Annotated in this window: 12 protein-coding genes; 8 read left to right on the forward strand and 4 right to left on the reverse strand. The window is 70.6% G+C overall.

Annotated features, from left to right (window positions below):
* Positions 1 to 136: 136 nt before the first annotated feature.
* A complete protein-coding gene (locus tag OHA03_RS20390) occupies positions 137 to 1021 on the forward strand; it encodes a YceI family protein (protein ID WP_267005242.1) in 885 nt (294 codons plus the stop codon).
* Between the two features lie 28 nt (positions 1022 to 1049).
* On the opposite strand, the gene OHA03_RS20395 is transcribed toward OHA03_RS20390, so the two are convergent.
* Positions 1050 to 1295 carry a hypothetical protein gene (locus OHA03_RS20395; protein WP_267005243.1) on the reverse strand — a complete coding sequence of 82 codons (246 nt, stop codon included), beginning with the start codon at positions 1293 to 1295 and terminating at the stop codon, positions 1050 to 1052.
* 85 nt (positions 1296 to 1380) lie between these two features.
* Here OHA03_RS20395 and holA point away from each other — a divergent pair, with 85 nt between their 5' ends.
* Positions 1381 to 2367, forward strand: a complete 987-nt coding sequence (holA, locus tag OHA03_RS20400; protein WP_267005244.1) for a DNA polymerase III subunit delta — start codon at positions 1381 to 1383, stop codon at positions 2365 to 2367.
* A gap of 223 nt (positions 2368 to 2590) precedes the next feature.
* Here the strand turns inward: holA and rpsT are convergent, their stop codons facing one another.
* On the reverse strand, positions 2591 to 2857 hold the full coding sequence (rpsT, locus tag OHA03_RS20405) for a 30S ribosomal protein S20 (protein ID WP_030921110.1): 267 nt from the start codon (positions 2855 to 2857) through the stop codon (positions 2591 to 2593).
* A 215-nt stretch (positions 2858 to 3072) separates the two neighbouring features.
* Here rpsT and lepA point away from each other — a divergent pair, with 215 nt between their 5' ends.
* From lepA to hemW, 4 genes are all read left to right on the forward strand, one after another.
* Positions 3073 to 4947: a translation elongation factor 4 gene (gene lepA / locus OHA03_RS20410; RefSeq protein WP_267005245.1), complete on the forward strand. Its 1875-nt coding sequence runs from the start codon at positions 3073 to 3075 to the stop codon at positions 4945 to 4947.
* A gap of 315 nt (positions 4948 to 5262) precedes the next feature.
* On the forward strand, positions 5263 to 7152 hold the full coding sequence (locus OHA03_RS20415; protein ID WP_267005246.1) for a long-chain fatty acid--CoA ligase: 1890 nt from the start codon (positions 5263 to 5265) through the stop codon (positions 7150 to 7152).
* 202 nt (positions 7153 to 7354) lie between these two features.
* Positions 7355 to 9328, forward strand: a complete 1974-nt coding sequence (locus tag OHA03_RS20420) for an ATP-binding SpoIIE family protein phosphatase (RefSeq protein ID WP_267005247.1) — start codon at positions 7355 to 7357, stop codon at positions 9326 to 9328.
* A 33-nt stretch (positions 9329 to 9361) separates the two neighbouring features.
* Positions 9362 to 10603 (forward strand): radical SAM family heme chaperone HemW, encoded by a 1242-nt coding sequence (gene hemW / locus OHA03_RS20425; protein WP_267005248.1) that lies wholly within the window; start codon positions 9362 to 9364, stop codon positions 10601 to 10603.
* 146 nt (positions 10604 to 10749) lie between these two features.
* Here hemW and OHA03_RS20430 read toward each other — a convergent pair whose 3' ends face one another.
* Both OHA03_RS20430 and OHA03_RS20435 read right to left on the reverse strand, forming a co-directional pair.
* Complete coding sequence (locus tag OHA03_RS20430; protein ID WP_267005249.1) at positions 10750 to 11571, reverse strand: DUF3097 domain-containing protein; 822 nt, start codon at positions 11569 to 11571, stop codon at positions 10750 to 10752.
* Positions 11572 to 11596: 25 nt separating this feature from the next.
* Complete coding sequence (locus OHA03_RS20435) at positions 11597 to 12319, reverse strand: MBL fold metallo-hydrolase (RefSeq protein WP_267005250.1); 723 nt, start codon at positions 12317 to 12319, stop codon at positions 11597 to 11599.
* 191 nt (positions 12320 to 12510) lie between these two features.
* On the opposite strand from OHA03_RS20435, the gene hrcA reads away from it, so the two are divergent.
* Both hrcA and dnaJ read left to right on the forward strand, forming a co-directional pair.
* On the forward strand, positions 12511 to 13527 hold the full coding sequence (gene hrcA, locus OHA03_RS20440) for a heat-inducible transcriptional repressor HrcA (RefSeq protein WP_267008107.1): 1017 nt from the start codon (positions 12511 to 12513) through the stop codon (positions 13525 to 13527).
* Positions 13528 to 14664 (forward strand): molecular chaperone DnaJ, encoded by a 1137-nt coding sequence (gene dnaJ / locus OHA03_RS20445; RefSeq protein WP_267005251.1) that lies wholly within the window; start codon positions 13528 to 13530, stop codon positions 14662 to 14664.
* The last annotated feature ends 116 nt before the right edge of the window (positions 14665 to 14780 follow it).

Raw genomic sequence — 14780 nt, forward strand, 5'->3', positions numbered from 1 at the left:
CAAGACCTGTCCAGACCCTCCGTTTGCCTCGAACACCTCAAGGGTGATCGAATGCATGCTCGTCGGCGGGCCGCTGCTCCGACAACGACGTCCAGCCGTCAGGCCCCATGGTGAATCTCCCCCGGGGGTACTGAAGATGTTCGGCCGTTGGCTGGGAAGCAAGAAGGCGACGCACGCGGCGGGCAGCAGCCCGCTCGCCGGACTCGCGGTGCCGCGTACTGCGGGGGTGCTGAGCTGCCGTGTGCTCGATCCGGTCAACGTGGCTGTTCAGCAGGCCGAGTTCGTGGTCACGGACAGCGCGGGCCGCAAGGTCGTCGGCGGCGAGACGGACCCGTACGGGAACGTCCTCGCCACCGTCCCGGCGGGCGAATACCGGCTGGCCGTCACGGCGGAGGGCTTCACGCCGTTCCATGGTTCGGCCACCGTCGGCGAGAGTGGCCACGCGGGCCTCGGCGACGTGATGCTTCAGGTCTCCGCGCCCCCGCAGTTGCCCGCCCCCGGTGACTGGGAGATCGAGCCGAACCACTCGCAGATCGGGTTCACCGCCCGTCACATCGGGCTGGCCCGTATCCACGGCCGGTTCAACACGTTCGCCGGTGCGGTACGGATCGCCGACCGCATGGAGGACTCCGCCATGCACGTCATCATCGATGCCGCGTCGATCGACACGAACGTGCAGATGCGCGACGACCACCTGCGCTCCAGCGACTTCCTCGACGTCGGGCGCTACCCGACGCTCGAGTTCTACAGCGACCGATTCGTTCACCGGGGCGGCAGCCGCTGGGGCGTCAGCGGCGCGCTGACCCTGCACGGCGTCAGCCGTACGGTGACGCTGGACACCCAGTACCTCGGCCTGGGCAACGGTCTTGAGGGCGAGACCCGGGCGGCGTGCCGGGCCACCACGGAGCTGCACCGTGAGGACTTCACGCTGACCTGGCAGACGATGCTGGCCCGCGGTATCGCCGTCGTCGGTCCCAGCATCGCCATCGACATGGACATCCAGATCGTCCCCAAGAGCTGACTCCGGGGTGGCCTGCGGCCGGGCGCCGTCAGGGCGCTTCCAGCCATCCCTCGTACTCCGCGGCGAACGCGTCGAGCGTCGCGGAGTCCAGCCGGCCGGCCGGGTCCTCGACGACCACCAGCCACTGGGCGTCCTCGGCGTCGTCCTCGCCGGCCAGCGCGTCGCGTACGAGCTGGGGCTCCTCGGCGACACCGAAACGGTCGGCGAGCTCTCCGGCCACCTCCTCCGCCGTGTCGCGGTCGGGCAGCACCAGCACATGTCTCACATCGCTCACCTGCCCATTCTCCGGTACGGCGACGTATGCGGGGGACAGGCGGTCCGAGGCGGGCTGTCAGTGGGGCGTGGGATGCTGGACGGCGATGGCCACCAGAAGGAATTCCACCGACGACCCGCTCGCCCCCCTCACGCTCGCCGTGGGCCAGGAGGACCTCCTCCTCGACCGTGCGGTGCAGCAGGTGGTGGCGGCGGCCCGTGCGTCCGACGCCGACACGGACGTCCGCGACCTCACCTCCGACCAGGTCCAGCCGGGCACTCTTGCCGAGCTGACGAGCCCTTCGCTCTTCGCCGAGCGCAAGGTGGTGATCGTGCGCAATGCGCAGGATCTCTCCGCCGACACGGTGAAGGACGTCAAGGCGTACCTCGGCGCGCCGGTCGAGGAGATCACGCTCGTGCTGCTCCATGCGGGCGGCGCCAAGGGCAAGGCGCTGCTGGACGCGGCGCGCAAGGCGGGTGCGCGGGAGGTTGCCTGTCCGAAGACGACCAAGCCCGCCGAGCGGCTCTCGTTCGTACGGTCGGAGTTCCGGGCGCTGGGGCGTTCCGCGAGCCCCGAGGCCTGCCAGGCGCTCGTCGACTCCATCGGCAGCGATCTGCGCGAGCTGGCGAGTGCGGTGTCGCAGCTGGTCGCGGATGTCGAGGGCACGATCGACGAGGCGGTGGTCGGGCGCTACTACACCGGCCGTGCGGAGGCGTCCAGCTTCACCGTTGCCGACCGGGCGGTGGAGGGACGGGCGGCGGAGGCGCTGGAGGCGTTGCGCTGGTCGCTGTCGACCGGGGTGGCGCCCGTACTGATCACCAGTGCGCTCGCGCAGGGCGTACGAGCCATCGGCAAGCTGTCCTCGGCACGCGGGGGGCGTCCTGCGGATCTTGCGCGTGAGCTGGGGATGCCGCCGTGGAAGATCGACCGGGTGCGGCAGCAGATGCGGGGGTGGACGCCGGACGGGGTGGCGGTGGCGCTGCGGGCCGTCGCGGATGCGGATGCGGGGGTGAAGGGCGGTGGGGACGACCCCGAGTACGCCCTGGAGAAGGCCGTCGTTGCTGTTGCGCGGGCGGCGCGGAGCGGCCGGTGACCGTGGCACGGCGAGGTGGGTGCCGGTCGTGACCGGCTGGGCTTGAGCGGGTATGCCGAAGGCCCCGGTTCGCCGCCCTGGGGAGGGTGGCGGGCCGGGGCCTCGGTTTTAGCTTGGTGCGCCGCACCCGCGTGGCGAACGCAGGTTCGGTGTGCGGCGCGGGGGCCGGGCAGGGGCGGGAGAGAGGGCCCGCTGGTCCGTTCCGGCGGTTACATCAGAAAGCTCAGCCCTGGAGGGCGGCAACCTTGGAGGCCAGCGCCGACTTCTTGTTGGCGGCGGCGTTCTTGTGGATGACGCCCTTCGAGACAGCCTTGTCGAGCGCGCGCGAAGCGTCGCGAACGGCCGTGGTGGCCTTCTCGACGTCGCCCGCTGCGGCAGCCTCACGGGCCTTGCGGATCGCGGTCTTGAGCGAGGACTTGACGGCCTTGTTGCGCAGGCGCGCCTTCTCGTTCGTCTTGTTCCGCTTGATCTGGGACTTGATGTTCGCCACGAAAGAGCCTTTTCAGGTTCGTTGGATCTTCGATGTGCGCCCCGCCGCCCGTAGGAGCCACGAGGCACAGCTGTCAACGGTACCAGCCGCGCTCCGACCGGCCCAAACCGGTCTCTGCCCCGCAGCCGTGGGACGATGGAAGCTACGTATAGATCCGACCGACCCGACATCGACCCGAGACACGGCGTTCGGCGTCTCAAGAATCAGGACCCTGCGTGCCCGCGACTCCTACCAACGTGCCCGAGCCGAGCCGTACCGACCCGGCGCTGATCCGCAACTTCTGCATCATCGCTCACATCGACCACGGCAAGTCGACCCTTGCCGACCGGATGCTCCAGCTGACGGGCGTGGTCGACCAGCGGCAGATGCGCGCTCAGTACCTCGACCGGATGGACATCGAGCGCGAGCGCGGCATCACCATCAAGTCCCAGGCGGTCCGTCTGCCGTGGGCGCCCACCACGGGCGAGGGCGAGGGCAGCACCCACGTCCTCAACATGATCGACACCCCGGGCCACGTGGACTTCACGTACGAGGTCTCCCGCTCGCTCGCCGCCTGCGAGGGCACGGTCCTGCTGGTCGACGCCGCGCAGGGCATCGAGGCCCAGACGCTGGCCAACCTGTACCTGGCGATGGAGAACGACCTCACCATCGTTCCGGTGCTCAACAAGATCGACCTGCCGGCCGCGCAGCCCGAGAAGTTCTCCGAGGAGCTGGCCAACCTCATCGGCTGCCAGCCCGAGGACGTCCTCAAGGTCTCGGCGAAGACCGGCGTCGGCGTGGACGCACTGCTGAACCGCGTGGTCAGGGATGTCCCGGCGCCGATCGGCAAGGCCGATGCCCCGGCCCGCGCGATGATCTTCGACTCGGTCTATGACTCGTACCGCGGCGTCGTCACGTACGTCCGTGTCGTCGACGGTCAGCTCAACAAGCGCGAGCGCATCAAGATGATGTCCACCGGCGCCACCCACGAACTGCTGGAGATCGGTGTCTCCTCCCCGGAGATGACCCCGGCCGACGGCATCGGTGTGGGCGAAGTGGGCTACATCATCACCGGGGTGAAGGACGTCCGGCAGTCCAAGGTCGGTGACACGATCACCTCCCTCAGCAAGGGCGCGACCGAGGCGCTGGGCGGTTACAAGGACCCCAAGCCGATGGTGTTCTCGGGTCTGTATCCGCTGGACGGCTCCGACTACCCGGACCTGCGCGAGGCCCTCGACAAGCTCCAGCTCAACGACGCCGCCCTGGTGTACGAGCCCGAGACCTCCGCGGCCCTCGGCTTCGGCTTCCGTGTCGGCTTCCTCGGGCTGCTGCACCTCGACGTGATCCGCGAGCGGCTGGAGCGCGAGTTCGGTCTGGAGCTCATCGCCACCGCCCCCAACGTGGTCTACCGCGTCGAGATGGAGGACGGCAGCGAGCACATCGTCACCAACCCGAGCGAGTTCCCCGAGGGCAAGATCGACAAGGTGCACGAGCCGGTCGTACGTGCCACTGTCCTCGCCCCCAGCGAGTTCATCGGCGCGATCATGGAGCTCTGCCAGAACCGGCGCGGCACCCTGCTCGGCATGGACTACCTCTCCGAGGACCGGGTCGAGATCCGCTACACCCTGCCCCTCGCCGAGATCGTCTTCGACTTCTTCGACCAGCTGAAGTCCAAGACCCGCGGCTACGCCTCGCTCGACTACGAGCCCACCGGCGAGCAGTCCGCCCAGCTCGTCAAGGTCGACATCCTGCTGCACGGCGACAAGGTCGACGCGTTCTCCGCGGTCACGCACAAGGACAAGGCCTACGCGTACGGCGTGCGGCTCGTAGCCAAGCTGCGTGAGCTCATCCCGCGGCAGAACTTCGAGGTGCCGATCCAGGCGGCCATCGGCTCCCGGGTCATCGCCCGTGAGACCGTCCGCGCCATCCGCAAGGACGTTCTCGCCAAGTGCTACGGCGGTGACATCTCCCGCAAGCGGAAGCTGCTGGAGAAGCAGAAGGAAGGCAAGAAGCGGATGAAGATGGTCGGCAATGTGGAGGTGCCGCAGGAGGCCTTCATCGCCGTGCTGTCCACCGACGAGTCGGGCGGGGAGAGCAAGGGCAAGAAGTAGTTCCCGGCGGATTTCCGCTTCTGTCCCGGCTTGAGCCAAGCTGCCCCTACTCGGTGGTAGCCCCAACGGACCCTTGCGTCGCAGCGCCCTGCGGCGTGGGGGTCCGTTTGTTATGAAGCGGCGTCCGATTGCCTCTTACGCGGCGGACGTGCGCGCTCTACCCTGATCACGGCTCGTAGTTACTCGCGAGTTAAACAAGCGGAATCACGTACGCAGGATCAGCACGCAGACGGACGCACGTAAGCAGGAACAAGCAGCAGCACGCAGCAACCAAACAACCGGTCGTGAAGCACTGCCGCAGGCCCGGAGGATGTCGTGAGCGACACACAGACCCTGATCGATAACCGACCGCCCTCCGTGGCGACTCTCTTCATCGACCGCGTTGCGGCCACTCCGGACGGGGAGGCCTACCGCTACCCGGTCCCCTCGGCCACCGGACAGGGCGCCGACGAATGGAAGTCGCTGAGCTGGGCACAGGCCGCGGAGCGCGTGTACGCGATCGCCGCAGGGCTCATCGGTCTGGGGGTGGAGCCGGAGGAGCGGGTCGCGCTCTCCTCCGCCACCCGCGTCGAGTGGATCCTGGCCGACCTCGGCGTGATGTGCGCCGGCGCCGCGACCACCACGATCTACCCGTCGACCAACGCCGAGGAATCGTCGTTCATCCTCGCCGACTCCGAGAGCCGGGTGCTGATCGCCGAGGACGCCGCCCAGCTGGCCAAGGCCCGCGAGCGCCGCGCCGACCTGCCGAACCTCACCCACGTCGTCGTCATCGACCCGGACGGCGTCGAGCCCGACGCGGCCGACCCCGAGGGCTGGGTGCTCTCGCTGGCCGATCTGGAGGCCCGCGGCGCCGAACTCCTGGCGAAGAACCCGGGAGCGGTGAAGGAGCGGGTCGACGCGATCACCGCCGAACAGCTGGCCACCCTGATCTACACCTCGGGCACCACCGGCCGCCCCAAGGGCGTACGGCTGCCGCACGACAACTGGTCGTACATGGCCAAGGCCACCGTGGCGACCGGCCTGATCACCAAGGACGACGTCCAGTACCTCTGGCTGCCGCTCGCGCACGTCTTCGGCAAGGTCCTCACCTCGGGCCAGATCGAGGTCGGCCATGTCACCGCCGTCGACGGCCGGATCGACAAGATCATCGAGAATCTGCCGGTGGTCCAGCCGACGTACATGGCCGCAGTGCCCCGCATCTTCGAGAAGGTCTACAACGGGGTCGCGTCCAAGGCGCGGGCCGGTGGCGGCGCCAAGTACAAGATCTTCCAGTGGGCGGCCGGGGTCGCCCGCGAGTACGCGAAGGTGTCCCAGGACAACTTCCGGCGCACCGGCACGGCCTCGGTCCCGTTCGGCCTCGGCGCCAAGCACAAGGTCGCCGACGCCCTGGTGTTCGCCAAGATCCGTGAGGCCTTCGGCGGCCGGCTGCGCGCCTGTGTCTCCGGCTCCGCGGCGCTCGCCCCCGACATCGGCTACTTCTTCGCAGGTGCCGGCATCCACATCCTGGAGGGCTACGGACTCACCGAGTCCAGCGCCGCCTCCTTCGTCAACCCGGGCGAGGCCTACCGCACCGGCACGGTCGGCAAGCCGCTCCCCGGCACCGAGGTACGGATCGCCGACGACGGCGAGATCATGCTGCGCGGCCCCGGCATCATGCAGGGCTACCACCGGCAGCCGGAGAAGACCACCGAGGTGCTGGAGGCCGACGGCTGGCTGCACAGCGGTGACATCGGCGAGCTGTCCGTGGACGGCTACCTGCGGATCACCGACCGCAAGAAGGACCTGATCAAGACGTCGGGCGGCAAGTACGTCGCTCCGGCGGAGGTCGAGGGACAGTTCAAGGCGGTGTGCCCGTTCGTCTCCAACATCCTGGTGCACGGCGCGGACCGTAACTACTGCACCGCCCTGATCGCCCTCGACGAGCCGACCATCCTCGGCTGGGCCGCCGAGAACGGCCTGGAGGGCAGGCCGTACGCCGAAGTGGTGGCGTCCCCGAAGGCCGTGGAGCTCATCGACGGCTATGTGAAGCGGCTCAACGGGGGGTTGCAGCGCTGGCAGACCATCAAGCAGTTCCGGCTGCTGCCGCGCGACCTCGATGTCGAGCACGGCGAGCTGACGCCGAGCCTCAAGCTCAAGCGGCCGGTCGTCGAGCGCGAATACAAGGGCCTCATCGACGAGATGTACGTGGGCGCCCGCGAGGCGTAGGCACGGCCCATGGTGCGGGCGGGGCGGACTGCCCCGTCCGCACCGCTGTTCCTGGTCCCGTTCCTGATCGTGGTTCCTGCGTCTTCTCCTCCCACTTCGGTAACTCGGTGCTTCTGGGAAGGATCGGTCTGTCACTCTGTCCGTGTCGTCAGCGGCACACGGCGCGAAACAGGCCGTGCGAGAACAGGTCAGGAGCGGCGCCATGGGGCCCATTCCCTTGCAGCGGGACACCGTTCAGCGTCCCGGTACCCACGCCGGGCGGGAGGACGCGCAGCCGGTGGCCCGGACGAGCCTGCCGGGGAATCTCCTCGCGCCGGCCGCCGCGCGCCGGTTCGTCCGGGCCGCCCTCGCCGAGTGGACCGGGCTCGGGCTGCCCGCGGCCGTGGGCTTCAGCGACCGGCTGGCCGACGACGCGGTGACCGTCGCCGATGAGCTCGTCACCAACGCCGTCGTGCACGCCGGGACCACCGTCGACCTGCTCTTCCGGCTGGAGGAGGCGGCCGAGGACGAGGCCGCAGCTCTGGTTCTGGAGGTCGCCGACCACCACCCCGCCCGTTCCGTACGCAGCGAACGCCCCGGCCCGGTGCCCGCGGCGGACCCGGACGACCCGGCCGAGGGCGGGCGCGGGCTGCAGGTCGTCGCCGCACTCGCCGAGCGCTGGGGCATCACGTATCGCACCGGCCTGAAGACCGTCTGGGCCCGGCTGCCCGTCGACGACTGGACCGCGTTGCCCGAGCCGGCCGCCGAGCCGGAACTCCGGAGCGGGCTGCGCACCGCCGAACTGCTCGCCCCCACTGCCCGGCGCGCTCTGCGCGACGACGCGGACTGGGCGGGCCGCGGTGCGCTCTCGTTCCTCGCCGAGGCCTCCGACCTGCTCGCCGGTCAGCTCGACGAGGACATCGTGGCGGCGCTCGCCGGGCAGTTACTGGTGCCCAGACTCGCCGACTGGTGCGCGATCTGGCTGGAGCCGGAGAACGGCGGGCCCGCGGCCGTCCCCCGGCTCGCGAGCGTCTGGCACCGTGACGAGGCCGAGACCGGGCAGCTGCGCACCGTGTTGGAACAGGACCCGATCCGGCTGCCGGAGCGGGTGGGCACCGGGCCGGTCTCCATGCCGTGGCCCGGGGCCGACGAGGACGGGACCGGCCCGGGCGCCGACGAGCGCTCCAGCGGCCGTGCGGGGGCCGCGCTCGCCTATCGGATAACCGCCGGCGGCCGCACGCTCGGAGCCGTGCTCCTGGGGCGGGAGGGCATCGCCCGCGTCCCTGACGGGGTGACCGCGCTGATCGAGGACTTCGTACGCCGTGTCGGCCTCGCCGTCGGCGCCGCCCGCGCCTACACCCGGCAGGCCACCATCAGCCGCATCCTGCAACGCGGACTGCTGCCCAGCAAGGTCGCCGACATCCCCGGAGTCACCAGCTCGCTGGTGTACGAGCCCAGCGACGACGGCGTCGTCGGTGGTGACTTCTACGACATCTTCGCGTGTCCCGGCGACCGCTGGTGCTTCATCCTCGGCGATGTGCAGGGCAGCGGTCCCGAGGCCGCTGTCGTCACCGGTCTCGCCCGGCCCTGGCTGCGGCTGCTGGCCCGGGAGGGCTTCCGCGTCGGCGAGGTGCTGGACCGGCTCAACCGGCTGCTCCTCGACGACGCGATGGAGACCGCCGAGGCCGCCGCCCTCATGGTCGCTGCGGCGGGCGGGCAGCACCTGCAGGAGGGCGGCCAGCGTCTGCGGGAGGACGGTCAGCAGCTGGCGGACGGCGGGCAGCCCCGGTTCCTCTCCCTGCTGTACGGGGAGATGGTGCCGCTGCCCGGCGGCGGTGTGCGCTGCACGCTGGCCAGCGCGGGCCATCCGCTGCCGCTGCTGCTGCGCCCGGACGGCACCGTGCGGCCCGCCGCCGAGCCGCAGGTGCTGCTCGGGGTCGTCGAGGACGTCGCGTACGAGAGCCAGAGCTTCGACCTGGCGCCGGGCGACAGCCTGCTCTGTGTCACGGACGGCGTGACGGAGCGGCGCTCCGGGCCGCTGATGTTCGACGACGGGGACGGTCTGGCCCGGGCACTGGCCGGCTGCGCCGGGCTGACCGCGGAAGGGATCGCGGACCGGATCAAACGGGCCGTCCACGAGTTCGCCGAGCGGCCGCCGGACGACGATCTGGCGCTGGTCGTGCTGCAGGCCCAGTGAGCGTGGGCCGGGAACGGTCGGCGGCGAGTGACAATGGACGGTATGCCTTCCGTACTGCCCGATGGTGAACCCGTGCCCGACGACGGGGCCCTGCCCCGCCATGCCCTGGAAGGCGCCGCCGACCGCCCGCTCGGCTTCTACCTGCATGTGCCGTACTGCGCGACCCGCTGCGGCTACTGCGACTTCAACACGTACACCGCGACCGAGCTGCGCGGCTCCGGCGGTGCGCTGGCCTCCCGTGACAACTACGCCGCCCACCTGATCGGCGAGGTCCGGCAGGCCCGCAAGGTGCTCGGCGACGACCCGCGGCCGGTCCGTACGGTGTTCGTCGGCGGCGGCACGCCCACGTTGCTGGCCGCCGGCGATCTCGTACGGATGCTGGCGGCGATCCGGGACGAGTTCGGGCTCGCCGACGACGCGGAGATCACGACCGAGGCCAATCCTGAGTCCGTCGATCCGGCATATCTGTCGGAGCTGCGGGAAGGCGGCTTCAACCGGATCTCGTTCGGGATGCAGAGTGCGCAGCAGCACGTGCTGAAGATCCTCGACCGTACGCATACGCCCGGGCGGCCCGAGGCCTGTGTCGCGGAGGCGAGGGCCGCGGGCTTCGAGCACGTCAACCTCGACCTGATCTACGGCACCCCCGGGGAGTCCGACGACGACTGGCGGGCCTCGCTGGACGCGGCGATCGGGGCGGGGCCGGACCACGTGTCCGCCTACGCGCTGATCGTCGAGGAGGGGACGCAGCTGGCGCGGCGGATCCGGCGCGGCGAGGTGCCGATGACGGACGACGACGTCCACGCCGACCGCTATCTGATCGCCGACGAGGCGATGGCCGCGGCGGGCTTCTCCTGGTACGAGGTGTCGAACTGGGCCAGGACGCCGGAAGGGCGGTGCCTGCACAACGAGCTGTACTGGCGGGGCGCCGACTGGTGGGGGGCCGGCCCGGGCGCGCACAGCCATGTGGGCGGGGTGCGGTGGTGGAACGTCAAGCATCCCGGTGCGTACGCGCAGGCCCTGGCGGAAGGGCGGTCCCCGGGCGCGGGACGCGAGGTGCTCTCCGAGGAGGACCGTCGCGTCGAACGGATCCTGCTGGAGCTGCGGCTGGTCGACGGCTGTCCGCTGTCGCTGCTGGCTCCGGCCGGGCTGGCCGCGGCGGGACGCGCGGTGGCGGACGGGTTGCTGGAGGCGGCGCCCTATGCGGAGGGGCGCGCCGTGCTGACTCTGCGGGGTCGGCTGCTTGCGGATGCGGTGGTCAGGGACCTGGTGGACTGAAGGGTGAGCGGGGGCGGGTGCGCCTGCGGCGGGCCTGATCCCCTACGCGCCCCTGCCTGGAAACGGGGGGCTCCGCTCCCGGACCCCGGTCCGCAAACCCCGGACGGGCTGAAGGAGCCCGGTCACGGGGGCAGAACCAGCCCCGCCTACTCCCTCGGCGCCGTGACGAAGTCGATCAGCTCCTCCACCCGGCCCAGCAGCGCCGGTTCCAGGTCCCGGTACGAGCGGACCGTGGACAGGATGTGCTGCCACGCCGCCCCCGTGTTCTCCGGCCAGCCCAGTGACCGGCACACGCCCGTCTTCCAGTCCTGCCCGCGCGGCACCACCGGCCAGCTCGCAATGCCGACCGACGACGGTTTCACCGCCTCCCAGACGTCGATGTAGGGGTGGCCCACCACCAGCACGTTCGCGTCCGTGACCTCGCTCGCGATCCTCGACTCCTTGGAGCCGGGGACCAGGTGGTCCACCAGGACGCCCAGTCGCGCGTCCGGGCCGGGGGCGAAGTCGCGGACGACGGCCGGGAGGTCGTCGACGCCCTCCAGGTACTCGACGACCACGCCCTCGATGCGCAGGTCGTCGCCCCAGACCCGTTCGACCAGCTCCGCGTCGTGCCGGCCCTCGACATAGATCCGGCCCGCCCGGGCCACCCGCGCCCGCGCCCCGGGGACCGCGAGCGAGCCGGAGGCCGTGCGGGCGGGGCGTACGGGACCGGGCGCCGACGGGCGTACGAGGGTGATGACCCGGCCCTCCAGCAGGAAGCCGCGCGGTTCCATCGGGAACACCCGGTGCTTGCCGAAACGGTCCTCCAGGGTCACCGTCGGGCCCTGGGCCGTCTTCTCGCAGCGGATCACCGCACCGCAGAAGCCGCTGGAGACCTCCTCCACGACCAGATCGGGCTCGGCGGGGACCTCGGGGACGGGGGCGGACTTCTTCCACGGTGGGGTCAGGTCCGGGTGGTAGCTGCGCATCGGACGACGATAGGACGGGAACGGGTCACGACACGCCGAACGCAGTGGACAGTTGGTCACGTTGCGCACGTACGAACGAGGCGTCCACGAGCGCACCGTGCCCCGGCACGTACACCGCATCCTCGCCGCCCAGCGCCAGCAGCCGGTCCAGCGCGGCCGGCCAGCGCGACGGGATCGCGTCCGGGCCCGCCTGCGGTTCGCCGGACTCCTCGACCAGGTCGCCGCAGAGCACGACGGCGGGGGAGCCGGGCACCAGGGCCGCGAGATCGTGGCCGCTGTGGCCGGGGCCCACGTTCGCCAGCAGCACCTGGCGGCCACCGCCCAGGTCGAGGGTCCACTCGTCGTGCACCTGGTGGTGCGGCGCCACCAGCACATCGGCCGCCTGCGCCGCGTCCCCCTCGGGCACCCCGTGGCGCACCGCGTCGGCACGCAGCTCGTCCGCTCCGCGGGCCAGGAGATCCGTCACTCCGACCGCCCCGTACACCTCGGCCCCGGAGAAGGCCGCGGTGCCGAGCACATGGTCGAAGTGGGGGTGGCTGAGTGCGATATGCGTCACCCTCCGGCCGATCAGTGCCTCGACCTGGGCCCGGACCTCCGCGCCTTCGCGCAGTGTCGATCCGGTGTCGAAGAGCAGCGCCCCGTCCGCCCCGACCACCAGTGCGACCGTCGCGTCCCACCCGGGAAGCCGCCGCCGGCCCACACCGTTGCCGAGTCGCTCCCAGCCGAACTCTTCCCAAGAGGCGTCCATGCGGCGACGCTATCGGCAACGACCTGCGCAGTCTCGGGGTAGCGTGGCCGGTCGCCCTTGCTAGGGCCCTACCCGACCGCCGTACACTGGCGGGGGATTACTGGCACTCGTACGCATCGAGTGCCAGGGCTCTTAGAGGAACGACCGAAACGACCGGGATCCACCGAGTGACACAGCTGGAGGTGTGCGCCATGCTCAGCGAACGCAGACTCGAAGTGCTGCGCGCCATCGTCCAGGACTATGTCGGCACCGAGGAGCCCGTCGGTTCCAAGGCGCTCACCGAGCGGCACAAGCTGGGGGTCTCCCCGGCCACGGTCCGCAACGACATGGCAGTGCTGGAGGACGAGGGCTTCATCGCCCAGCCCCACACCAGCGCGGGACGCATCCCGACGGACAAGGGCTACCGGCTCTTCGTCGACAAGCTCGCGGGGGTCAAGCCCCTGTCGTCGCCGGAGCGCAGGGCCATTCAGAACTTCCTCGACGGCGCGGTCGACCTCGACGACGTCGTGGGCCGCACCGTACGGCTGCTCGCGCAGCTGACGCGGCAGGTTGCCGTCGTGCAGTACCCCTCGCTGACCCGGTCGACGGTGCGGCATGTGGAGCTGCTGTCGCTGGCGCCCGCCCGGCTGATGCTCGTGCTGATCACGGACACCGGCCGGGTCGAGCAGCGCATGATCGACTGCCCCGCGCCGTTCGGTGAGACCTCTCTTGCCGATCTGCGGGCCCGGCTCAACAGCCGGGTCGTGGGACGCCGTTTCTCGGACGTCCCGCAGCTGGTGCAGGATCTGCCGGAATCCTTCGAGAGCGAGGACCGGGGAACCGTGTCCACCGTGCTCTCGATCCTGCTCGAAACCCTCGTCGAGGAGACGGAGGAGCGGCTGATGATCGGCGGCACCTCCAACCTCACCCGCTTCGGGCACGACTTCCCTCTGATGATCCGGCCGGTGCTGGAGGCATTGGAGGAGCAGGTCGTGCTGCTGAAGCTGCTCGGCGAGGCCAAGGACTCGGGCATGACCGTACGTATCGGGCACGAGAACGCCCACGAGGGGCTCAACTCCACGTCCGTCGTCGCGGTCGGCTACGGTTCGGGCGACGAGGCAGTCGCCAAACTCGGCGTGGTCGGACCGACCCGCATGGACTACCCCGGAACGATGGGAGCGGTACGCGCAGTGGCACGTTACGTCGGACAGATCCTGGCGGAGTCGTAAGTGGCCACGGACTACTACGCCGTACTCGGCGTGCGCCGCGACGCATCTCAGGACGAGATCAAGAAGGCCTTCCGGCGGCTCGCACGCGAGCTGCATCCGGATGTCAACCCCGATCCGAAGACCCAGGAGCGGTTCAAGGAGATCAACGCCGCCTACGAGGTGTTGTCGGACCCGCAGAAGAAGCAGGTCTACGACCTCGGCGGCGACCCGCTGTCCGCCTCCGGCGGCGGTGGCGCGGGCGGATTCGGACAGGGTGGCTTCGGCAACTTCTCCGACATCATGGACGCGTTCTTCGGTACGGCGTCGCAGCGCGGACCCCGTTCGCGCACCCGGCGCGGCCAGGACGCGATGATCCGGCTGGAGATCGATCTCGGCGAGGCCGCGTTCGGCACCACCAAGGACATCCAGGTCGACACGGCCGTTGTCTGTACGACCTGCAGCGGCGAGGGCGCCGCCCCCGGCACCTCCGCCCAGACCTGTGACATGTGCCGCGGCCGTGGTGAGGTCTCGCAGGTCACCCGGTCGTTCCTCGGCCAGGTCATGACCTCGCGGCCCTGCCCGCAGTGCCAGGGCTTCGGTACGATCGTGCCGACCCCGTGCCCGGAGTGCGCCGGTGACGGCCGCATCCGTTCGCGGCGCACGCTCACCGTGAAGATCCCCGCCGGTGTCGACAACGGCACCCGCATCCAGCTCGCGGGCGAGGGCGAGGTCGGCCCCGGCGGCGGCCCGGCCGGCGACCTGTATGTCGAGATCCACGAGCTGCCGCACGCGGTGTTCCAGCGCCGCGGCGACGATCTGCACTGCACTGTCACGATCCCCATGACGGCGGGCGCGCTCGGCACCAAGGTGCCGTTGGAGACGCTCGACGGCCTGGAGGAGGTCGACATCCGGCCGGGCACCCAGTCCGGTCAGTCGGTCCCGCTGCACGGCCGCGGCATCACCCACCTGCGTGGTGGCGGGCGCGGCGATCTGATCGTGCACGTCGAGGTGATGACCCCGTCGAAGCTGGACCCGGAGCAGGAGCGGCTGCTGCGTGAGCTGGCGAAGCTGCGCGGCGAGGAGCGGCCGACCGGTCAGTTCCAGCCGGGGCAGCAGGGGTTGTTCTCCCGGCTCAAGGACGCGTTCAACGGCCGCTGAGGGCCGTCCGTCGCGTCACCGCCCTCTGCAACGCACCGCCCGCCGGTCCTGGACCGGCGGGCGGTGCGCATATGGCGGTACCCCTTCCGGTCACCCTTCGGCTCCCCTTCCGGATC

Source organism: Streptomyces sp. NBC_00154 (assembly GCF_026342835.1).
Classification (GTDB): Bacteria; Actinomycetota; Actinomycetes; order Streptomycetales; family Streptomycetaceae; genus Streptomyces.